The following is a 17,942-nucleotide window of genomic DNA, read 5'->3' on the forward strand; positions in this document are numbered from 1 at the left end:
CGGCTGTGATCGCCTCTGGCATCCGCTGCCGATGCTCTGCGCCGTCTGCACATCCCGCACGCGCGGCTTCGGCTGGTTCGATCCCCACCGGCCGCGCCCCCACCGCACCCACCGCTGGTTCTGCTCCATGGGCTGCCAGGCGGCCTTCACCCGCAAAGCGAAGAGAGGATTGAGCATGGTCGATTTCACCGAAGAGGAAACCCAGGCGCTGCCCGCCGTGATGCGCGCGCTCGCCCCCGAGATGGAGCGCATCGGCTGGGACCGGCCGCTGGGCCAGCTGACGCAGAATGACATGCACCGTCTCATCGTCACCACCGTCGAGGCGTTCCGCGCCGAGATGGCCGAGATCGCCAGCCAGTCGGAGATCCCGTTCTGATGCTGGATTACAACCACCGCCCCGGCATCGCGGAGCGCATCAACGCCGCGGTGGATGCCGCGCTCGAGGCTGAACGCGCTGCCACGCCGCCGCGCGACTATCTCGGGGCGTCCCGGCTCGGCCTTGCCTGCGAGCGCGCGCTGCAGTTCGAGTTCGCGCGCGCGCCGAAGGACGAGGGCCAGGACTTCTCCGGCCGGTCGCTGCGGATCTTCGCGATCGGGCACCAGCTCGAGGATCTCGCCATCCGCTGGCTGCGGGCGGCGGGGCTCGATCTCTACACCCGCAAGGGCAACCGCCCGGACGGCGAGCAGTTCGGCTTCTCGGTCGCCGGGGGCCGCATCCGCGGTCATGTCGACGGGATCGTCGCCGAGGCCCCGGCGGCGCTGGGGCTGCGCACCCCGGCGCTCTGGGAATGCAAGACGATGAACGCGAAGAACTGGCGCGAGACGGTGGCCAAGGGCGTGACCGTGGCAAAGCCGGTCTATGCCGCCCAGATCGCGCTCTACCAGGCCTACATGGAAGCGACGGTGCCGGGCATCAGCGCGAACCCCGCGCTCTTCACTGCGATCAACAAGGACACGGCCGAACTGCACCACGAGCTCGTGCCCTTCGATGCCGATCTCGCGCAGCGCATGTCCGACCGCGGCGTCCGGATCCTGCGAGCCACCGACGCGGGCGAGCTGCTCCCGCGCATCGCCGCCAATCGCGATTTCTTCGAATGCCGGTTCTGCCCTTGGGCCGAGCGCTGCTGGAGCCTGCCGACATGAGCGAAGACAACATCATCCATTTCAACCCGTGGCGCGATTTCAACGACGCGGCGCCGCTGGACGATCCCTTCGCGGTCGAACCGGACGCGGACCAGATCGCCCGCTTCGTCGATGTGGTCTTTGGCTATTCCGACGGGCTGATCCCGGTTCGCGGTTTCGTCGACAAAGGTCAGGGCAAGGACGGCCGCCCACACAACATCTGGATCGACGCGGACGGCACCGCGCCCGAGAAGCTCGCGACCTTCGCGGGCTGGGCCGCGCGCGAGGGCGCGGCGGTCTATGTCATCCCCGGCACGGTGGCGGAGACCGGCCAGGCCCGGGCCGCAGACGTCCTGCAGATGCAGAGCCTCGTGGTCGATCTCGACTCGGGCGACATCCCGGCCAAGCTCGATCATCTCGTCCACCACCTTGGCCGACCGACCCTGATCGTCGAGAGCGGCGGGCGCACGCCTGAGGGCGCGACCAAGCTCCATGTCTGGTGGAAGCTGACCGAGCCCATAGAGGGGGCGGACCTTGCCCGGCTCTGCCAGCTGCGCGGCGAGATCGCACTGAAGGTCGGCGGCGACACCCATTTCCGCTCGGCCCATCAGCCGATCCGCGTGCCCGGCACCGTCTATCATAAGGGCGGGCTCACGCGGCTGGTGCAGATCCGCGAGGCGACCGAGCTCGAGGTCGAACTCGCGGAGATGGCCGAGCGCGTCGCCGACATGCTGCCCATGCCCGGCGTCGGCATGGCCACGGCTGAGCCCCGCGAGAAACCCGCCATTGACGACGTGCTCGTGACCCCGGTCCACGAGGGCGGCGCGGACGACTGGTCCCGTTTCGAGGGCGCCTCTGCCGCCATCGGCTATTTCCTGCGGCTGGTCCACGAGGGCCGGATCTCGATGGACGAGGGCTGGACGGCGATCTGCGGCTACAACGCTGCGATGCTGCGCCCCGCCTGGCCGCTCGACCGGCTGAAGCGCGAGACGAACCGGCTGTGGGAGCTGCACATCAAACGGCACGGGCCGCCGCTGATCCGCCTCGACAGTGCGGCGCCCGCGCAAACTGACCTGCCCACCTTCACGCTGGGCGCGCTTCTCGACGACACGAGCCCGATGCCCGACGACATCATCGGCCCGCGCGTGCTGACGCCGGGCGGGCTTCTGGTGCTGGGCGGCGCGCCCAAGGTCGGCAAGAGCGACCTTCTGATCGCCTTGCTCGTGCACATGGCGGCGGGCGTGCCCTTCCTCGGCTTCACTCCGCCACGGCCGCTGCGGATCTTCTACCTGCAGGCCGAGATCCAATACCACTACCTGCGCGAACGCATGCAGCAGATCGGCCTGCCACCCGAGCTGATCGCCGCCGCGCGCGACAACCTGATCGTCACGCCGAAGCTGCGGATGCTGCTCGATGCCGAGGGCAGCGCCCGCGTGGCCGAGGCGATCAAGGCCGCGTTCCCCGATGCGCCGCTCGACATCCTCTGCATTGACCCGATCCGCAATCTCTTCGACGGCGGGCCCGATGGCGGTGGCGAGAACGACAACGCCGCGATGATGTTCTTCCTCAAGGACCGGGTCGAGGTGCTGCGCGACCACGTCAATCCCGACTGCGGCGTGATCCTCGTCCACCACACCAAGAAGCTCTCGAAGCACCAGGTGAAGGAGGACCCGTTCCTCGCCCTTTCCGGCGCCAGCGCGCTCAGGGGTTTCTACACCACCGGCCTGATCCTCCACCGGCCCGAGGAGGATTCGACCCAGCGCCGCCTGGAGATCGAACTCCGGAACGGCCCCGCGCTACCCGCGAAGCTGGTGGACAAGGTCAAGGGCAAGTGGGTCGAGATCAACCCGATGAACGAGCGACTGGTGCGCCCTGAAGTCGGTGCGAAGCATGACGCCGAGCGCGATCGCAAGCGGGACGTGATCCTCTCGATCCTGATCGAGGAGGCGGCCGAGGGACGGCTCTACACCATCAACCAGTTCGCTGAGGCCTTCGAGAACAAGGGCGGTCTGGGCGGCAAGGACACGATCCGCGACCGGATCGCAGTGCAAGCGACCAAGGGCACCATCAAGTTCATCCGCGACGGCGCGCCCTACGGCCTCGGGCCTTCGCGCTCACGCTTCGGATACCTCTGCGTCGAGGGAATGGTCATGCCCACGGACGGCGAGGATGTCGATCCGGCGACCGGAGAGGTCACTCTCGCCAGCATCGCAGTGCTGCCCACCCACTACAAATCGCCGCAGACCGGGGCGCTGCTCGAGGTCGAGAACCCGCATGTCTGGGTCTATCCGGAGGGGGAACGGCCATGATCGCCCCTGCAGATCGTTCCCCGCAGAATTGCGCAGGGGCCAGTTTGAGCCAGATGCGGGGCCTTGCCGAAACTGCCCCGCCACTATTGCGCGGAAATCCGCATGCATCCGATGTGGCCAGTTTCGGCCCGCTTCCGAAACTGCCCCTGCAGGATTGCGCTCGGACCGCAACCGCTACTCGGCAACCAGTTTCGGCCGGGGCCGCCGGAATCGCACTCCCTAAACAGGAATTCCTGTTTTCTGTCAGTGTGTTGCTGCAGTTTTCCAGTTTCGGGGGTGAAACCACCCCCTACGGGGGTGGGGGAGAACGCCGCAGGCGGGTTCTCCCACGCCCACCCCCAGGGGTTTCGCGCGCGTGGCCTGCCCACGGGCCAACCTTCCGATCCGACGACGGCGGCCCCGTACCGCCAAGCACCAGACCGCCGTCGTCTTCCACCCGAGCAGCCAACCAGAAGAGGAGACCACCCATGGCTGACATGACTCTCGCCACACACCGCCGCGAGGCAATCCCCGATCTGCCGCCCGCCGTCCGGGCCAACCGCGCGATGCTGGCGCTCGACCTCGGCACGACGACGGGATGGGCGCTGCACGGCATCGACGGGCTGATCACCTCCGGCACGGTGTCCTTCCGCCCCGGCCGCTTCGACGGTGGCGGCATGCGGTATCTCCGCTTCACCAACTGGCTGACCGAGATCGACCGGCTGTCCGGACCCGTCGCCGCCATCTGGTTCGAGGAGGTCCGCCGCCATGCGGCCACCGACGCGGCCCATGTCTACGGTGGGCTGATGGCCACGCTGACCGCATGGGCCGAACTGCGCGGCATTCCCTACGAGGGCGTCCCGGTCGGCACGATCAAACGCCATGCCACGGGCAAGGGCAACGCGCCCAAGGAGGCGATGATCGCCGCGGCCCGCGCCCGCGGCTTCAGCCCCGCCGACGACAACGAGGCCGACGCCATCGCGATCCTGCTCTGGGCGCTGGAGACCAAGGGGGGCCTGCAATGAGGCGGTTTCCCCGTGGCTATGGCGGCGAGCGCCGCAACCCCGAACAGGTCAAGCGCGACGGCTGGAAGGAGCAACGCGTGTTCGCAGTTTCCCTTGACGACCAGAGACTTACTTGGCCTGAGCGGGAGCTGGTGCGGCAACTCGGCGAGCGTCTCTACGGCGCGCGCCCAACACAACGAGAGGTGAGGAAATGACCCATTGGACACCAGCCGACGTGGAGGCGCGGCTCTCCGAGGCGGGTATGATCCTGCGCCGTCTGCCGGAGCCCCGGCGCAACGGATACTTCAGCACATGGCCGGAGATCGTCCACGGTTTCGCCGACAAGGTGGGCCAGGAGCCGAAGCCCATGCGCGTCTCGCCTTCGCCGCGGGACATCGCGCGGATGGAGGAGACGCTGACCTGGACGAACTGCCTCGAGCCCATCGACGGCAAGATCGTCTGGATGAAGGCGCATGACGAGCGCTGGAAGAACATCTGCTGGCACGTCGGTCTCTGCCACGCCGCGGCGCACCAGCACTGGCGCTACGGGCTGTCGCTCATCGCGCTCAACCTCAACAGGCAGCCCTTCAACCGGAAACTGCCGATCCTCGAGATCATCAAGCTGGCGCGCAGCCTGTAGGAAAGTCTCGTGTAGAGGGTTTTCGCGCAGACAAAAACGCCTCTCCCGGGCTAGAAAGTGGATATACTCGGGAGAGGCGCGCGCGGCGCGGTCCCGAACGAAACCATCCTTTCGTTGGCGGGGCGCGCTAATAAAGGAAAGGCGCTGATCCTTTCCTTGCGGGCCGCTGTCCGCCCACGCCACCCCCCCCTCAGACGACTTCGCGGTTCCTTCTGCGCGACATTCGTATGCTGGCGGGCGAAGCGCGGAAGATCGCCAGCGACAGGGCCGGATTTTTGGGAAGCCACCCGGAAGCCGGAGCCACGCGCGCCCCGCGCAAACACCAATGAACGCTGGCCTTCCGACTGGATACCGCTGGTAGCCGCTGGACTCCGCTTGGAGTCCGGCCCGGCATCGGAGGTCCGGAAGCCACCGGTATCCACCCGACCGAGGAACCTTGCCCACCATGACGCTGAGCTTCGCCCCGGACGCGATCGAGATGTGGCCGCTGTCGCGCCTCCAGCCCTACGCGAAGAACGCGAAGGCGCACGGGCCGGATCAGGTCGCGAAGATCGCGGCCAGCATGGCGGAGTTCGGCTGGACCGTGCCCTGCCTCGTCGCCGAGGACGGTGAGCTGATCGCGGGCCACGGGCGCGTGCTGGCGGCGACGCAGCTGGGACTAACTGAGGCGCCGGTGATCGTGCTCGGGCACCTGACCGAGGCGCAGCGCCGGGCCTACCGGATCGCGGACAACAAGCTGACGGAGCTCGGCACCTGGGACGAGGCGCTGCTGTCGGCTGAACTGAACGACCTGTTGGCCGAGGATTTCGACCTGTCGCTGGTCGGGTTCTCAGACGGCGAGCTCGATAAACTGCTGGCCTACGTCGCGGAAGACGACGGTGAAGAAGGTGGCGCCGGGGGCTCCGTGCCGCCGGTGACGATCCCCGAACCGCCGCGTAACCCGGCCTCGCGGACGGGCGACCTGTGGATCCTCGGCGACCACCGCCTGCTCTGCGGCGACAGCACAAGCCACGACGATGTGCGCCGCCTGGTGAATGGCGAGCGCGCAATCCTGTTCGCGACCGATCCACCGTATCTCGTCGACTACGACGGCTCAAACCACCCGACGCGGAACAAGGACTGGTCGGCGTCCTACGGCACGACGTGGGACGACAGTTCGCAGGGCGCGGAACTCTACGACGGTTTCATCGCGGCCGCCGTGGCCGAGGCGATCACCGAGGACGCCGCCTGGTACTGCTGGCACGCCTCCCGCCGCCAGGCGATGCTGGAGGCCTGCTGGGAAAAGGCCGGGGCCTTCGTCCACCAGCAGATCATCTGGGTGAAGGACCGCGGGGTTCTGACCCGGTCGCATTACCTGTGGAAGCACGAGCCCTGCTTCATGGGCTGGCGCCGCCCGAACCGTCCGCCAAAGGTCGCCGAGGAGACGCTGCCATCGACATGGGCGCTGCCCAGCTTCGCCAAGGACGACCGGCCCGACCACCCGACGCCGAAACCGATCGACGCCTTCGGCATCCCGATGCGCCAGCACGTCGCGCGCGGCGGGCTCTGCTACGAGCCGTTCTCGGGCTCCGGATCGCAGATCATGGCGGGCGAGGCCAATGGCCGCCGGGTGTTCGCGATGGAGATCAGCGCGGCCTACGTCGACGTGGCCGTGGAACGCTGGCAGGCCGAGACCGGCCGCGACGCGATCCTAGATGGCGACGGCCGGACCTTCGCTGAGGTGAGGACCGAGCGGCTGGGTGACGACGCCGCACCCCCGGCCGATCCCCTGGCTACGGACACCGCCCCCGAACCCGCGCGAAAGCGCAAGACCGCCGCGTGACATGCATGACCTGGCTTTACCTTCCTCCGGACGCGCTGCCGGAGCCGGAGACGCATGCCTGTTCGGCCTCTCCCTGTGCTCCGGCGCAGGCGGTCTCGATCTCGGGCTCACCATCGCCATCCCCGGATATCGTACTGTGGGCCATGTCGAACGGGAAACCTACGCCGCAGCCACTCTCGTGGCGCGGATGGAAGACGCGTCCCTGGATGAGGCTGTTGTCTGGGACGATGTTGGAACCTTCGATGGCCGACCTTGGCGCGGCGCGGTGGACATCGTCACTGCGGGCTATCCGTGCCAGCCGTTCTCCGTCGCTGGCAAGCGCCGGGGCGCGGACGACCCGCGCCACCTCTGGCCGCATGTCGCCCGCATCATCGGCGAGATCGAGCCGCCCTTCGTCTTCCTCGAGAATGTCGCCCATCATCTCCGCCTCGGCTTCCCCGAAGTCGCCGCAGGATTGGTCGGCATGGGCTACCGCCTTGCGGCAGGCCTCTTTACGGCGGCGGAAGTTGGCGCGCCCCACAAGCGCGAGCGGCTCTTCATCCTCGCCCTCCGCGAAGGAGACGAGCTGGCCGACCCCGCGCGCCTGCTCTGGAACCCGGTCGAGTGGCGGGAACCGGACGGAATTGCTGCGGCTCTGGCCGACGCCGAGGGCCAGCGCCAACGAGAACCGGCAGACCAAACCGACGCCATCGCAGACAGCGGGTCAGCACGGCATGAACCTCGCGACGACGGCCGCGATGTGGCCGACGCCACAGATCGACAGTTTCCGCAGCCGGGGCGGCGAGCGGAAGCACGAGAAGGGTCTGGACGGCATGGCGCGGGACTGGCCGACGCCGATGGCCAACGACGGTTGCAAGCCGAGCGCGGGCAACCGCCGGACCGCCGACCTGACCCATGCGGCGGGGATGTGGATGACGCCGACGGCCCGCGATCACAAGGATGGGGCGACGACATTGGCGAACACGCCGGTGAACGGCCTGCTTGGCCGCCAGGTCCTGGTGACGCCGATGGCTGGGCGCGATACCTCCGCGCTGCGCCGGACCTTGAACCCGCTGTTCGTCGAGGCGCTGATGGGCTGGCCCACCGGGTGGACCGGCTTCGGCTCTGTGGCAACGGAGTGGTCCCGCTGGTTGCGGCGGATGCGCTGCGAACTCTCGCGGCTGAATTGCTGGCCGATGGATGAGGTGGCGACATGAAGCAGTCCCGCCTCATGTCGCTGGTCGAGTCCATCGCCAATGTGGTCGTCGGCTACGGCGTCGCGGTCGTGACGCAGATCCTGATCTTCCCGGTCTTCGGGCTGCACACGACGCTGGCGCAAAACCTGAAGATGGGTGCGGTGTTCACCGTGGTGAGCATCGCGCGGTCCTACGTCCTGCGGCGGCTGTTCGAGGCAATACGGGTGCGAAAGCTCCGAACATCGAGCGCGCGGCCGCGATGATGAACGACGCGTCAGTCCATTCGCAGCGGCCCGAACATGCCGGACTCCACCATCGCCGCGTAAACGCGCTTCATCGCCATCGCCGTCTCCTGATTGACGAACAGCGATGAGCGCGACCCATGGGGATCACCGAGCAGGTAGGGACGCATCGTATCCCACCGCTCGCCGACTTCAGCGCGGTGCCACATTCGCATCTCTTGCTGGATCATCAGCGGCACGGCGAGCTTCTTGGGCACCATGTGGCGCTCGGGAAATGCTTCGTGCCAGTCGCAGCGGACGAGGATCGGCGTGGTACCCGAATTGTAGAAGGGAACGTCCAGCCGCTCGGCGGTAATCGTGGCGCAGGGATGTGGCTCCATCGCTTCGACAGACTCGATGATCTTTAAGCCATCTCCGTAGGGGCACGACACGAACGCGTGTGCGAAATAGATCGTGTGGTCCAGACCCTGATACCCGCAACGATCGCTGGGGTCCGTCACCGGCATCTGCGGATTGTCCTGCGGCACCAAGGGGTGCCATGTCGGATACCCGCGCACGACCGGACCATGCGTGTCGATCAGGTCCTGCAGCGCGCCGTCCGCCTTCTCTCGCTGGTCGGCATCGACCCCGGGCGACAGGACCAAGATCCGTCGCGCCCGCTCGTAGCCGTCCTGTGCCGCCTCGTCTGCTCGAAATGCCATAGGTATCTGCCTTTCATCCGGGTTCGCACGGAAGATAGGTTCTTTGCATGAAAATGCAATATCGTGCGTGACGTGCGATCTTCGCGCGAGGACCGCGACAATCGCGCGTGAAACCGGCTGTTTCACGTTGGCCGGAGGCGCCGCTAAACCAAGAAGCCGCCGCCCCGGAGGGACGGCGTCCATCAACTTGTCGGGGTCCGGTGCGTCAGGCGGCGGGGAGTTTGTACACGCGCCCCCGGTTCTCGACCTTCTCCGAGGTCACCTCGAGCCCGAGTTTCTTCTTCAGCGCCCCGGCCATCGCGCCGCGCACCGTGTGCGACTGCCAGCCCGTCGCGGCCATGATCTCCTCGATGGTCGCACCGTCCGGCGCGCGCAGCATGGCGATCAGCGTGGCCTGCTTGGTGCCCTCGCGCGGCGTGCGCGTCTTGGGCGCGGGCTCGGTCTCGGTGGGGGTGTCCGGCGCGGGCTGCTCGGTCGGCGCGTCCGTCGCGCCCGCAGGCGCGGTGTCCGCGTCCTCGGTCTCGATGCCGACGGCGACTAAACCTGCGTCGGTGGCGACCAGCGTGACGCCGTGGCCGTCGCCGGTCTCGCGCCAGATGGGTTCGCCCTTGCGCATGTCGGCGTCGACCTCCTGCAGGAACCCCTTCGCGATCATCGCGCCGACCACCTTGGCGGCGGCGCCGCCGCGCAGGCTCTCGGGCAGCGGCAGGGCGATATGCTCGGGCCGCTGGGCGGCGGCGCTCAGGATCAGGGCTTGGGTGTCGGAAAGCTTGGTCATCGTCGTCTCCCGTATCGGGGCGCGCGGGATGCGGGCCCTTCTACGAGGCCAAGCCCGCCAGTCGGCGGGCGGGACCGCGAGCGGGTCGTCTCACTCGGCGTGTTCGCCTTCGCTGAAGGCCATGTCGGTGATCTCGCGCAGCTTGGCGCGGTAGTGGTTCAGGGTGCCGACATGGCCCCAGTTGATCTCGTCGGGGTGGGTCTCGAAATGGTCCGCGCTGAGGGCGGCGAGCCGCTCCAGCATCGCGTCGATCTCGAACTTGGCGGCGAGGAAGGCGTCGAGGGCTTTCGTGTTGTCGGTGGCGCGGCGGGTCATCGGGGTGGCTCCTTGGTGAGTTGCATCGCTTCGTTGGAGTGACGTTCGCTCTGTCCGGCGCGCTTATCAACTCGATAAGCACATGATCTTGAATGATAATCGGAGCTATCGATGCAGGGCATGAGCGAGCGCCAGTACGCCGCCCATGTCGGGCTGTCGCGGGGCGCGATCCAGAAGGCGAAGACGGCCGAGCGGCTGGTGCTCTATCCCGACGGCAGCATCAACGCGGCGGCCAGCGACGCCAGACGGGCCGAGACGACGGACCCGTCGAAGACCCGCAAGCCGCCCGCACCGAAGCTGAAGCCTGTCCCCGAAGCCGCGGTGACCGCTGTCGGCGACACGCTCCGCGAACAGGGGCTGGCGGTCCCGGCAGTCGGCGGCGGCACGACCTTCCTGCAGGCGAAGACCGCGAACGAGGTGCTGAAGGCGCAGGAGCGGCGCATCCGGCTCCAGAAGCTGAAAGGGGAGTTGATCGAGCGGGCCCGCGCGCTGGCGCTGGTGTTTCGCCTGGCGCGGGAGGAACGGGACGCGTGGGTGAACTGGCCTGCGCGCGCGGCGGCGCTGATGGCGGCCGAGCTCTCGGCCTCGTGCAGCGACGCGACGGGTCAACAGATCACCGTGGAGCCAGCCGCGATGCAGAAGGTGCTGGAGAGACATGTACGCGCCCACCTCGACGAACTCGCCGAGGTCCGGCCCGACTTCCGGTGAAGTTGACCCACTGACGGATTTCGACGGCGCGGGCGAGATCCTGCGCGCCTGGGGCAATGGGCTCCGGCCCGACCCGGACCTGACGGTCTCGCAATGGGCGGACCGGCACCGGATGCTCTCGGGCCGCGCCTCGGCCGAGCCCGGGCGGTATCGCACGGTGCGCACGCCCTACATGCGCGAGATCATGGACCGGCTCTCGCCCGGCGATCCCACGCAGCGGATCGTGTTCATGAAGGCCGCGCAGGTCGGCGCGACCGAGGCTGGAAACAACTGGATCGGCTTTGCGATCCACCAGGCGCCGGGCCCGATGCTGGCGGTCCAGCCGACCGTGGAACTGGCCAAGCGCAACTCGCGCCAGCGGATCGACCCGCTGATCGACGAGAGCCCCGAGCTGCGGGAGAGGGTCAAACCGGCGCGCTCGCGCGACGCGGGCAACACGATGCTGTCCAAGGAATTCGCGGGCGGCATCCTGATCATGACCGGCGCGAACTCGGCGGTCGGGCTGCGCTCCACCCCGGCACGCTACATCTTTCTCGACGAGGTCGACGCCTATCCGGCCTCGGCCGACGAGGAAGGCGACCCCGTCACGCTGGCCGAGGCGCGCTCGCTGACCTTCGCCCACCGGCGCAAGGTGTTCCTTGTCTCGACGCCGACGATCCGGGGGCTGAGCCGGATCGAACGGGAATACGAGGCCAGCGACCAGCGCCGGTTCTTTGTGCCGTGCCCGCATTGCGGCGCAATGCAGTGGCTGAAGTTCGACCGGCTGCGCTGGCAGAAGGGCCGCCCGGAGACGGCCGAGTATCATTGCGAGGGCTGCGAGACGCCCATCGCCGAACATCACAAGACGGCAATGCTGGACGCAGGCGAATGGCGGGCGACGGCGACCGCAGCCGATCCCGGCACCGTCGGCTATCACCTCTCGGCGCTCTATTCGCCGATCGGTTGGCTGAGCTGGGAGCGGATCGTGCGGGCATGGGACGCGGCACAGGGGTCGGACGAGGCGATCAAGGCGTTTCGCAACACGATCCTCGGCGAGACCTGGGTCGAAACCGGGGAGGCGCCCGACTGGCAGCGGCTTTACGACCGGCGCGAGCGCTGGACATCCGGCACGGTGCCTGCGGGCGGACTGTTCCTGACGGCCGGGGCCGATGTCCAGAAGGACCGGATCGAGGTCGATGTCTGGGCATGGGGGCGCGGACTTGAGTCGTGGCTCGTCGACCATGTCGTCATCGAGGGCGGGCCCGACCGGCATGACGCCTGGTCGGAGCTGACCGCGCTGCTGGATCGAAGCTGGCTGCACGAGCGCGGCGCGCATCTGCGCATCGCGCGGCTCGCCATCGACACCGGCTACGAGGCCCCGGCGGTCTATTCCTGGTCGCGGGCGCAGGGGTTTGGGCAGGTGTCGCCGGTCAAGGGCGTCGAGGGGTTCAACCGCTCGAGCCCGGTGTCGGGGCCGACCTTCGTCGATGCGACCGAGGGCGGCAAACGCCTCCGGCGCGGGGCGCGGCTCTGGACCGTGGCGGTGTCGACCTTCAAGGCCGAGACCTACCGCTTCCTGCGGCTCGCGCGCCCGACCGAGGAGGACATCGCCGACGGGGCGGCGTTCCCGCCCGGATCCGTGCATCTGCCGCACTGGGTCGAAAACGAATGGCTGAAGCAATTCGTGGCCGAACAGCTGGTGACGGTCCGCACAAAGCGCGGCTTCGCCCGGCTGGAATGGCAGAAGCTGCGAGAACGTAACGAAGCGCTGGACTGCCGGGTCTACGCCCGCGCCGCCGCCTGGATCGCGGGCGCAGACCGCTGGCCCGACGAGAAATGGCGTGACCTCGAGGATCAGCTCGGGGCCGCCCCCACCGACACCGATCACGCCGGGCAGATCAACCGGCCGGGACAGGCCCCGCAGGGCAAGCGCCGCTCCGACTGGCTCGGGCGGCGCGGAGGATGGTTTTGATGACCGACTGGACGGAAACCGAGCTCTCGGCGCTGCGCCGCGCCTATGCCAGCGGCACGACCCGGGTCAGCTATGACGGAAAGTCGGTGGACTACGGCTCGGCCGAGGATCTGCTGGCCCGCATCCGCACCATCGAACGCGCCATCGCGGGGACGACCCGGCCACTGCCGGTCGCCGGGCTCGCTGGCTTCTCGCGCGGGGATCGCTGATGTCGGCGAACTGGTTCGATCACGCCATCGCCACGGTGGCGCCGCGCATGGCGGCCCGCCGCGTGATGGCGCGTCAGGCCTTCGAGACCCTGACGCGGGGCTATGACGGCGCCGCACGCGGGCGGCGGACGGAGGGCTGGCGCGCACCGGGATCCTCGGCCGACACCGAGATCGGCGTGGCGGGGGCGCTGCTGCGCGACCGGATGCGCGATCTGGTGCGCAACAACCCGCATGCGGCCAAGGCCGTGGCGGTGCTTGTGAACAATATCATCGGCGCGGGCATCATGCCCCGCGCCGCGAGCGGCGACGACAAGCTCGATCGGAAGGTCGATGCCCTGTTCGAACGCTGGACGGCGGAGTGCGACGCCGACGGCCAGCTCGACTTCTACGGCCTGCAGACGCTGATCTGCCGCGAGATGGTGGAGGCTGGCGAAGTGCTGGTGCGCCGCCGTCTGCGCCGGTCGTCGGATGGTCTGCCGGTACCGCTGCAGCTGCAGGTGCTGGAGGCCGACTTCCTCGACGCGACGAAATCCGGCGCCCTCGGCGCGGGGCGGCTGGTCCAGGGGATCGAGTTCGATCCGCTCGGCAAGCGCCGGGCCTACTGGCTGCACGCTGAACATCCGGGCGACGCCTACGGGGCCTTGCAGAACGGTCTGCAGAGCCGCCCGGTCCCGGCGAGCGAGATCGCCCATGTCTACGAGAAGCAGCGCACGCAGGCGCGCGGCGTCCCGTGGGGCGCACCGGTGATCCGCAGCTTGCGCGATCTCGACGACTACGAGGTGGCGGAACTGGTCCGCAAGAAGACCGAGGCTTGCGTCACCGCCATCGTCTTCGGTGATGACGAGGCCCAGCAGGGTATCGCGCCTTCCGTGGTCGATGCCGATGGCAACCGCGTCGAGCAGTTCGAGCCGGGGCTCATCGCCTATGCCCGGGGCGGCAAGGACATCCGCTTCAACCAGCCCGCCGCCACCGGCGGCTATGGCGAATACAAGCGCGCGAGCCTGCACACCATCTCGGCCGGATTCCGGGTGCCCTACGAGTTGCTCACCGGGGACTTGTCCCAGGTCAACTATTCCTCGATCCGGGCCGGGCTGGTGGAGTTCCGTCGCCAGATCGACGCCGTGCAGTGGCAGTTGTTCATCCCGATGTTCTGCGCCCCGGTCTGGCGCTGGTTCACCGAAGCCGCATGGGCGGCGGGCCAGATCCCAACGCCGGATGTGCCGGTCGAATGGTCGCCGCCGAAGTTCGAGGCGGTCGATCCGCAGAAGGACGCAATGGCGAACCTGCTGTCGATCCGCTCCGGCACCATGACGCTGGCCGAGGTCATCGCGAAACAGGGCCGCAATCCGGATGCCGTGCTGGCCGAAATCGCCGCGACGAACGCCAAGCTCGACGCGCTGGGGCTAGTGCTCGACAGCGATCCGCGCCGCGTCACCAAGACCGGCAGCGCGCAGACCAGCGATCCGGCGACCGATCCGGCCGCTGACGAACGGGACACGGACGACCCGGCCGCCGACGCGGAAACAGACCCGGCGCAGGCCGACCAACAGGACTGACCTTCATGGACACGATGATCGAACTGCCGGCCATGCGCCGGTCGGCGGAACTTGCGCCGAACACCGCCGATGCCGACAGCCGCACCGTCGAGGTCGTCTGGTCGGCCGGGGCCCGCGTGCGCCGCGCCAGCTTCTTCGGCGAGCCCTATGACGAGGAACTGAGCCTCGATCCCGCCCATGTCCGGCTGGACCGGCTGAATGCCGGGGCACCCTTCCTGAAGGTGCACGAGCTCGACACGCTCGATGCAGTGATCGGCTCGGTCGTGCCGGGTTCGGCCCGGATCGAGAACGGGCGCGGCATCGCGCTGGTGCGGATCAGCGAACGCGCCGATGTCGAGCCGATCTGGCGCGACATCCAGGCGGGCCACATCCGGGCGGTCTCCATCGGCTACCAGGTCCACCGCTTCGAGGTCTCGAAGCCCGAGGCCGCGCGCGAACTCTGGCGCGCGGTGGACTGGACGCCGTTCGAGGTCTCCGCCGTCGCGGTCGGCGCCGACCCCGCCGCGGGCTTCCGCGCCCAGCACCCCCTTCACGACTGCGTCCTCCACCGCCGGGACGCCCCCACACCGCAAGGAGCATCCCCGATGACGGACAAGATCCAGATCCCGGCGCGCGACGCCGCAACGCCCGCCACCACCCAGCCGACCGAGCCGGTCGAAACCGAGGACACCCCCATGACCGAGCCGAAAGCGGCTGCGCCCGACCCGAAGGTCGCCGCAGTCGAAACCCGCAGCCAGCCGAAGACGCAGGCAACGCCCGCGCCCGACACAGAGGCGGTCGCGACCCGCGCCCGCGAGGCCGAGCGCGAGCGTGTGTCCACCATCTACGATCTCGCGGGCCGCCTGAACCTCGAGCGCGGTTTCGCCGAGGATCTGGTCAAGCGCGGCGTCAGCGTCGACGAGTCCCGCCGGCTGATCCTCGATCAGGTCGCCGCGAAGTCGGACGAGACCCGGACCTTCGGCCATGTCTCCGTCCCGCTCGGCGGCCGCGACGAGCGCATCACCCGCCGCGACGCCGTGGCGAATGCGCTGCTGCACCGCTACAGCCCGACGCTGTTCCAGCTGGAAGACGCCGCGCGTCAGTATCGCGGCATGACGCTGCTGGAACTGGCCCGCGAAAGCCTCGGCAATGCCGGGGTCAACACGCGGGGCCTGTCGCGCGACGAGGTGGCGACGCGCGCGCTGCACTCGACCTCGGACTTCCCCGAGATCCTGTCGGCGGTCACGAACAAGACCCTGCGGCAGGCCTACGAGGCCTATCCCCGCACCTTCATGCTGTTCTGCCGTCAGGTGCTCGCCACCGACTTCAAGGCCATGCACCGGGTCCAGCTCGGCGAAGCCCCGCAGCTTCTGGAGGTGGGCGAGAGCGGCGAGTTCAAGCGCGGCACGCTCGGCGAGAGCAAGGAGAGCTACAAGGTCAAGACCTATGGCCGCGTGGTCGCGATCACCCGCCAGACGCTGATCAACGACGATCTCGACGCCTTCACGCGCATCCCGGCGATGTACGGCAACTCCATCGCCCAGCTGGAGTCGGACGTGGTCTGGGGGATCATCACCGCCAACCCGGCGATGGCCGACGGCAACGCGCTGTTCCACACGACCCACAAGAACCTCGCGGGCACCGGCGCGGCGCTGGCGGTCGATGCGGTGGGCGCGGCGCGGGCGGCGATGGCCAAGCAGACGGGTCTCGACAAGAAGACGGTGCTGAACGTCCGCCCAGCCTTCCTGATCGTGCCCGCCTCGCTGGAACTGAAAGCCGAGCAGCTGGTCGCCCAGAACCTCGTGCCCGCCGCGACGTCCAGCGTGGTGCCGCAGTCGATCCGCACGCTCGCGCCGATCAGCGAGCCGCGCCTCGACGCCGCGAGCGAAACGGCGTGGTATCTGGCGGCCAGCCCGAACCAGATCGACACCATCGAGTACGCCTATCTGGAGGGCCAGCAGGGCGCCTACATCGAGACGCGCAACGGCTTCGACGTCGATGGCGTCGAGATCAAGTGCCGCCTCGATTTCGGCGCCAAGGCCATCGACTGGCGCGGCCTCTACAAGAACCCGGGCGCGTAACCCGCACCCCATGCTGAAGCCTGACATCCGGGCGGTCCTGATGGGCCGCCCTTCGTCATTCCAAGAGGATCCCCATCATGAAAAACTACGTCCAGCCCGGCAACACCATCACCCTGACCGCGCCCTACGCCGTCGCCTCCGGCGATGGGCTGCTCGTCGGCTCCATCTTCGGCGTCGCCGCCGGAGCGGCCGCCCTCGGCGAGCCTGTCGAGACGGCGCTCGTCGGCGTCTTCGACATCACCAAGGTCGGCTCCCAAGCCTGGACCGTCGGCGCCAAGGTGTATTGGGACGACACCAACAAGCGCTGCACCACGGTGGCGACCGATAACACTCTCATCGGCGTGGCCGTCGAGGCGGTGGCGAGCGGTGCGGGCGATACAATCGGCCGGGTCCGCCTGAACGCGACGTTCTGATGAGCGCCTTCGCCGCCGCTGTCGGCGCACTCTTCGCCGATCCGAACATCGGCCGGGACGCGGTCTACATCGCCGACGGCGGCGCGCCCGTGCTGGTGCGCGTCGTCGCCCGGCGCGCCGACGCGGTCACCGACTTCGGCGATGCGCGGCTTTGGTCCGAGACCACCCGGATCGACCTGCGCGTCGTCGAGGTGCCGAACCCGCGTCCAGGCGACCGCATCGAGATCGACGGTGACGCCTTCCTCATTCAGGGTGAGCCTGTTCGCGACCGCGAGCGGCTGGTCTGGACCGTCGATCTGAGGCCCGCGTGAAACTGAAGCTCGACATCGATCCCGACATCGTCGCGATGATGGCGGCGGAGGTGGCAGCGGGCGAACGCGCCGTCACCGCCGCCATGCGCGAGGCCGGGACCGGGCTGAAATCGGCGTGGCGGCTGCAGATCACCGGCGCGGGGCTCGGGCTCCGGCTGGCCAACTCGATCCGGAGCCAGAACTTCCCGAGGTCGGGCGAGAGCCTGGACGCGGCAGCTCTCGTCTGGTCCAAGGCTCCGGTCATCGTGGGCGCGCATGACACGGGGCCGCTGATCCGCTCGAAAAACGGGTTCTGGCTGGCGATCCCGCTGCCCGCCGCAGGCAAGTCCCTGCGCGGCGGCCGGATCACCCCCGGTGAATGGGAGCGCCGCCGTGGCCTGCGCCTGCGCTTCGTCTATCGCCGGACGGGTCCGAGCCTGCTGGTGGCGGAGGGACGGCTGAACACGAAGGGTCAGGCCGTGATGTCGCGATCGAAGACCGGGCGCGGTAAGGTCACCGCGCCGATCTTCCTGCTGGTGCCGCAGGTCAAGCTGCCGAAGCGGCTGGACCTCGCGCGGGATGCAGACCGGGCGTTGGACAGCGTGCCGGGATTGATCGTGGTGAATTGGGTGGAGTCAAGGTGAGCCATTTGTCGGCGCGTCCCCCGC

The 17,942-nt window shown here is 68.5% G+C and carries 20 protein-coding genes and 1 pseudogene; 18 read left to right on the forward strand and 3 right to left on the reverse strand.

The genetic code is table 11. The annotated features are described in order from the left end of the window. Nucleotides 1-175: 175 nt before the first annotated feature. From ABIE57_RS06250 to ABIE57_RS06295, 10 genes and pseudogenes are all read left to right on the forward strand, one after another. On the forward strand, nt 176-376 hold the full coding sequence (locus tag ABIE57_RS06250) for a DUF6511 domain-containing protein (RefSeq protein WP_043869444.1): 201 nt from the start codon (nt 176-178) through the stop codon (nt 374-376). Further along, complete coding sequence (locus ABIE57_RS06255) at nt 376-1,143, forward strand: PD-(D/E)XK nuclease family protein (protein WP_354538149.1); 768 nt, start codon at nt 376-378, stop codon at nt 1,141-1,143. The genes ABIE57_RS06250 and ABIE57_RS06255 overlap by 1 nt, the downstream gene beginning before the upstream one ends. Continuing rightward, on the forward strand, nt 1,140-3,431 hold the full coding sequence (locus tag ABIE57_RS06260) for an AAA family ATPase (protein ID WP_354538150.1): 2,292 nt from the start codon (nt 1,140-1,142) through the stop codon (nt 3,429-3,431). The genes ABIE57_RS06255 and ABIE57_RS06260 overlap by 4 nt, the downstream gene beginning before the upstream one ends. A gap of 467 nt (nt 3,432-3,898) precedes the next feature. Further along, entirely contained in the window at nt 3,899-4,435 is a 537-nt protein-coding gene (locus tag ABIE57_RS06265) for a crossover junction endodeoxyribonuclease RuvC (RefSeq protein ID WP_454283769.1), read from the forward strand. After that, a complete protein-coding gene (locus ABIE57_RS06270; RefSeq protein ID WP_081962562.1) occupies nt 4,432-4,629 on the forward strand; it encodes a hypothetical protein in 198 nt (65 codons plus the stop codon). The genes ABIE57_RS06265 and ABIE57_RS06270 overlap by 4 nt, the downstream gene beginning before the upstream one ends. After that, on the forward strand, nt 4,626-5,054 hold the full coding sequence (locus ABIE57_RS06275; RefSeq protein ID WP_036719356.1) for a DUF6362 family protein: 429 nt from the start codon (nt 4,626-4,628) through the stop codon (nt 5,052-5,054). The genes ABIE57_RS06270 and ABIE57_RS06275 overlap by 4 nt, the downstream gene beginning before the upstream one ends. Before the next feature lie 445 nt (nt 5,055-5,499). Continuing rightward, entirely contained in the window at nt 5,500-6,876 is a 1,377-nt protein-coding gene (locus tag ABIE57_RS06280) for a site-specific DNA-methyltransferase (RefSeq protein WP_354538151.1), read from the forward strand. A 1-nt stretch (nt 6,877) separates the two neighbouring features. Further along, nucleotides 6,878-7,399, forward strand: a pseudogene (locus ABIE57_RS06285) (DNA cytosine methyltransferase); the annotation flags it as partial. A 190-nt stretch (nt 7,400-7,589) separates the two neighbouring features. Beyond that, on the forward strand, nt 7,590-8,072 hold the full coding sequence (locus ABIE57_RS06290) for a hypothetical protein (RefSeq protein WP_354538195.1): 483 nt from the start codon (nt 7,590-7,592) through the stop codon (nt 8,070-8,072). Further along, a complete protein-coding gene (locus ABIE57_RS06295; protein WP_354538152.1) occupies nt 8,069-8,314 on the forward strand; it encodes a DUF7220 family protein in 246 nt (81 codons plus the stop codon). Before ABIE57_RS06290 ends, ABIE57_RS06295 begins: the two co-directional genes overlap by 4 nt. Nucleotides 8,315-8,325: 11 nt before the next feature. On the opposite strand, the gene ABIE57_RS06300 is transcribed toward ABIE57_RS06295, so the two are convergent. The 3 genes from ABIE57_RS06300 to ABIE57_RS06310 form a co-directional block, all read right to left on the reverse strand. Next, nucleotides 8,326-8,994 (reverse strand): hypothetical protein, encoded by a 669-nt coding sequence (locus ABIE57_RS06300; protein WP_354538153.1) that lies wholly within the window; start codon nt 8,992-8,994, stop codon nt 8,326-8,328. Between the two features lie 205 nt (nt 8,995-9,199). Then, entirely contained in the window at nt 9,200-9,772 is a 573-nt protein-coding gene (locus ABIE57_RS06305) for a DUF3489 domain-containing protein (RefSeq protein ID WP_354538154.1), read from the reverse strand. Nucleotides 9,773-9,862: 90 nt separating this feature from the next. Beyond that, complete coding sequence (locus ABIE57_RS06310; RefSeq protein ID WP_354538155.1) at nt 9,863-10,087, reverse strand: hypothetical protein; 225 nt, start codon at nt 10,085-10,087, stop codon at nt 9,863-9,865. 111 nt (nt 10,088-10,198) lie between these two features. Between ABIE57_RS06310 and ABIE57_RS06315 the strand changes: the two genes are divergently transcribed. The 8 genes from ABIE57_RS06315 (at nt 10,199) to ABIE57_RS06350 (ending at nt 17,918) form a co-directional block, all read left to right on the forward strand. Further along, nucleotides 10,199-10,795 carry a hypothetical protein gene (locus ABIE57_RS06315; protein WP_354538156.1) on the forward strand — a complete coding sequence of 199 codons (597 nt, stop codon included), beginning with the start codon at nt 10,199-10,201 and terminating at the stop codon, nt 10,793-10,795. Further along, nucleotides 10,743-12,746 (forward strand): phage terminase large subunit family protein, encoded by a 2,004-nt coding sequence (locus ABIE57_RS06320; protein WP_354538157.1) that lies wholly within the window; start codon nt 10,743-10,745, stop codon nt 12,744-12,746. Before ABIE57_RS06315 ends, ABIE57_RS06320 begins: the two co-directional genes overlap by 53 nt. Beyond that, nucleotides 12,746-12,955 (forward strand): phage head-tail joining protein, encoded by a 210-nt coding sequence (locus ABIE57_RS06325; protein WP_028030714.1) that lies wholly within the window; start codon nt 12,746-12,748, stop codon nt 12,953-12,955. Before ABIE57_RS06320 ends, ABIE57_RS06325 begins: the two co-directional genes overlap by 1 nt. Beyond that, nucleotides 12,955-14,511, forward strand: a complete 1,557-nt coding sequence (locus ABIE57_RS06330) for a phage portal protein (protein ID WP_354538158.1) — start codon at nt 12,955-12,957, stop codon at nt 14,509-14,511. The genes ABIE57_RS06325 and ABIE57_RS06330 overlap by 1 nt, the downstream gene beginning before the upstream one ends. A 5-nt stretch (nt 14,512-14,516) precedes the next feature. Beyond that, nucleotides 14,517-16,571 (forward strand): prohead protease/major capsid protein fusion protein, encoded by a 2,055-nt coding sequence (locus tag ABIE57_RS06335; protein WP_354538159.1) that lies wholly within the window; start codon nt 14,517-14,519, stop codon nt 16,569-16,571. Nucleotides 16,572-16,648: 77 nt separating this feature from the next. Beyond that, on the forward strand, nt 16,649-16,984 hold the full coding sequence (locus tag ABIE57_RS06340) for a DUF2190 family protein (protein WP_354538160.1): 336 nt from the start codon (nt 16,649-16,651) through the stop codon (nt 16,982-16,984). Further along, complete coding sequence (locus ABIE57_RS06345; protein WP_354538161.1) at nt 16,984-17,295, forward strand: head-tail joining protein; 312 nt, start codon at nt 16,984-16,986, stop codon at nt 17,293-17,295. The genes ABIE57_RS06340 and ABIE57_RS06345 overlap by 1 nt, the downstream gene beginning before the upstream one ends. After that, nucleotides 17,292-17,918, forward strand: coding sequence for a DUF6441 family protein (locus ABIE57_RS06350; protein ID WP_354538162.1), 627 nt, complete (start codon nt 17,292-17,294; stop codon nt 17,916-17,918). The genes ABIE57_RS06345 and ABIE57_RS06350 overlap by 4 nt, the downstream gene beginning before the upstream one ends. The last annotated feature ends 24 nt before the right edge of the window (nt 17,919-17,942 follow it).

The sequence above is a fragment of the Roseovarius sp. MBR-6 genome (genome assembly GCF_040547525.1).
Lineage (GTDB): Bacteria > Pseudomonadota > Alphaproteobacteria > Rhodobacterales > Rhodobacteraceae > Roseovarius.

Bases quoted from the DNA above. Each gene is read 5' to 3' on its own strand.
- ABIE57_RS06265 (WP_454283769.1), top strand. From the start codon at position 3,899: ATGGCTGACATGACTCTCGCCACACACCGCCGCGAGGCAATCCCCGAT.
- ABIE57_RS06325 (WP_028030714.1), top strand. From the start codon at position 12,746: ATGACCGACTGGACGGAAACCGAGCTCTCGGCGCTGCGCCGCGCCTAT.
- ABIE57_RS06270 (WP_081962562.1), top strand. From the start codon at position 4,432: ATGAGGCGGTTTCCCCGTGGCTATGGCGGCGAGCGCCGCAACCCCGAA.
- ABIE57_RS06295 (WP_354538152.1), top strand. From the start codon at position 8,069: ATGAAGCAGTCCCGCCTCATGTCGCTGGTCGAGTCCATCGCCAATGTG.
- ABIE57_RS06275 (WP_036719356.1), top strand. From the start codon at position 4,626: ATGACCCATTGGACACCAGCCGACGTGGAGGCGCGGCTCTCCGAGGCG.
- ABIE57_RS06260 (WP_354538150.1), top strand. From the start codon at position 1,140: ATGAGCGAAGACAACATCATCCATTTCAACCCGTGGCGCGATTTCAAC.
- ABIE57_RS06255 (WP_354538149.1), top strand. From the start codon at position 376: ATGCTGGATTACAACCACCGCCCCGGCATCGCGGAGCGCATCAACGCC.
- ABIE57_RS06310 (WP_354538155.1), bottom strand. From the start codon at position 10,087: ATGACCCGCCGCGCCACCGACAACACGAAAGCCCTCGACGCCTTCCTC.
- ABIE57_RS06345 (WP_354538161.1), top strand. From the start codon at position 16,984: ATGAGCGCCTTCGCCGCCGCTGTCGGCGCACTCTTCGCCGATCCGAAC.
- ABIE57_RS06340 (WP_354538160.1), top strand. From the start codon at position 16,649: ATGAAAAACTACGTCCAGCCCGGCAACACCATCACCCTGACCGCGCCC.
- ABIE57_RS06330 (WP_354538158.1), top strand. From the start codon at position 12,955: ATGTCGGCGAACTGGTTCGATCACGCCATCGCCACGGTGGCGCCGCGC.
- ABIE57_RS06315 (WP_354538156.1), top strand. From the start codon at position 10,199: ATGCAGGGCATGAGCGAGCGCCAGTACGCCGCCCATGTCGGGCTGTCG.
- ABIE57_RS06300 (WP_354538153.1), bottom strand. From the start codon at position 8,994: ATGGCATTTCGAGCAGACGAGGCGGCACAGGACGGCTACGAGCGGGCG.
- ABIE57_RS06320 (WP_354538157.1), top strand. From the start codon at position 10,743: ATGTACGCGCCCACCTCGACGAACTCGCCGAGGTCCGGCCCGACTTCC.
- ABIE57_RS06280 (WP_354538151.1), top strand. From the start codon at position 5,500: ATGACGCTGAGCTTCGCCCCGGACGCGATCGAGATGTGGCCGCTGTCG.
- ABIE57_RS06290 (WP_354538195.1), top strand. From the start codon at position 7,590: ATGAACCTCGCGACGACGGCCGCGATGTGGCCGACGCCACAGATCGAC.
- ABIE57_RS06335 (WP_354538159.1), top strand. From the start codon at position 14,517: ATGGACACGATGATCGAACTGCCGGCCATGCGCCGGTCGGCGGAACTT.
- ABIE57_RS06305 (WP_354538154.1), bottom strand. From the start codon at position 9,772: ATGACCAAGCTTTCCGACACCCAAGCCCTGATCCTGAGCGCCGCCGCC.
- ABIE57_RS06250 (WP_043869444.1), top strand. From the start codon at position 176: ATGGTCGATTTCACCGAAGAGGAAACCCAGGCGCTGCCCGCCGTGATG.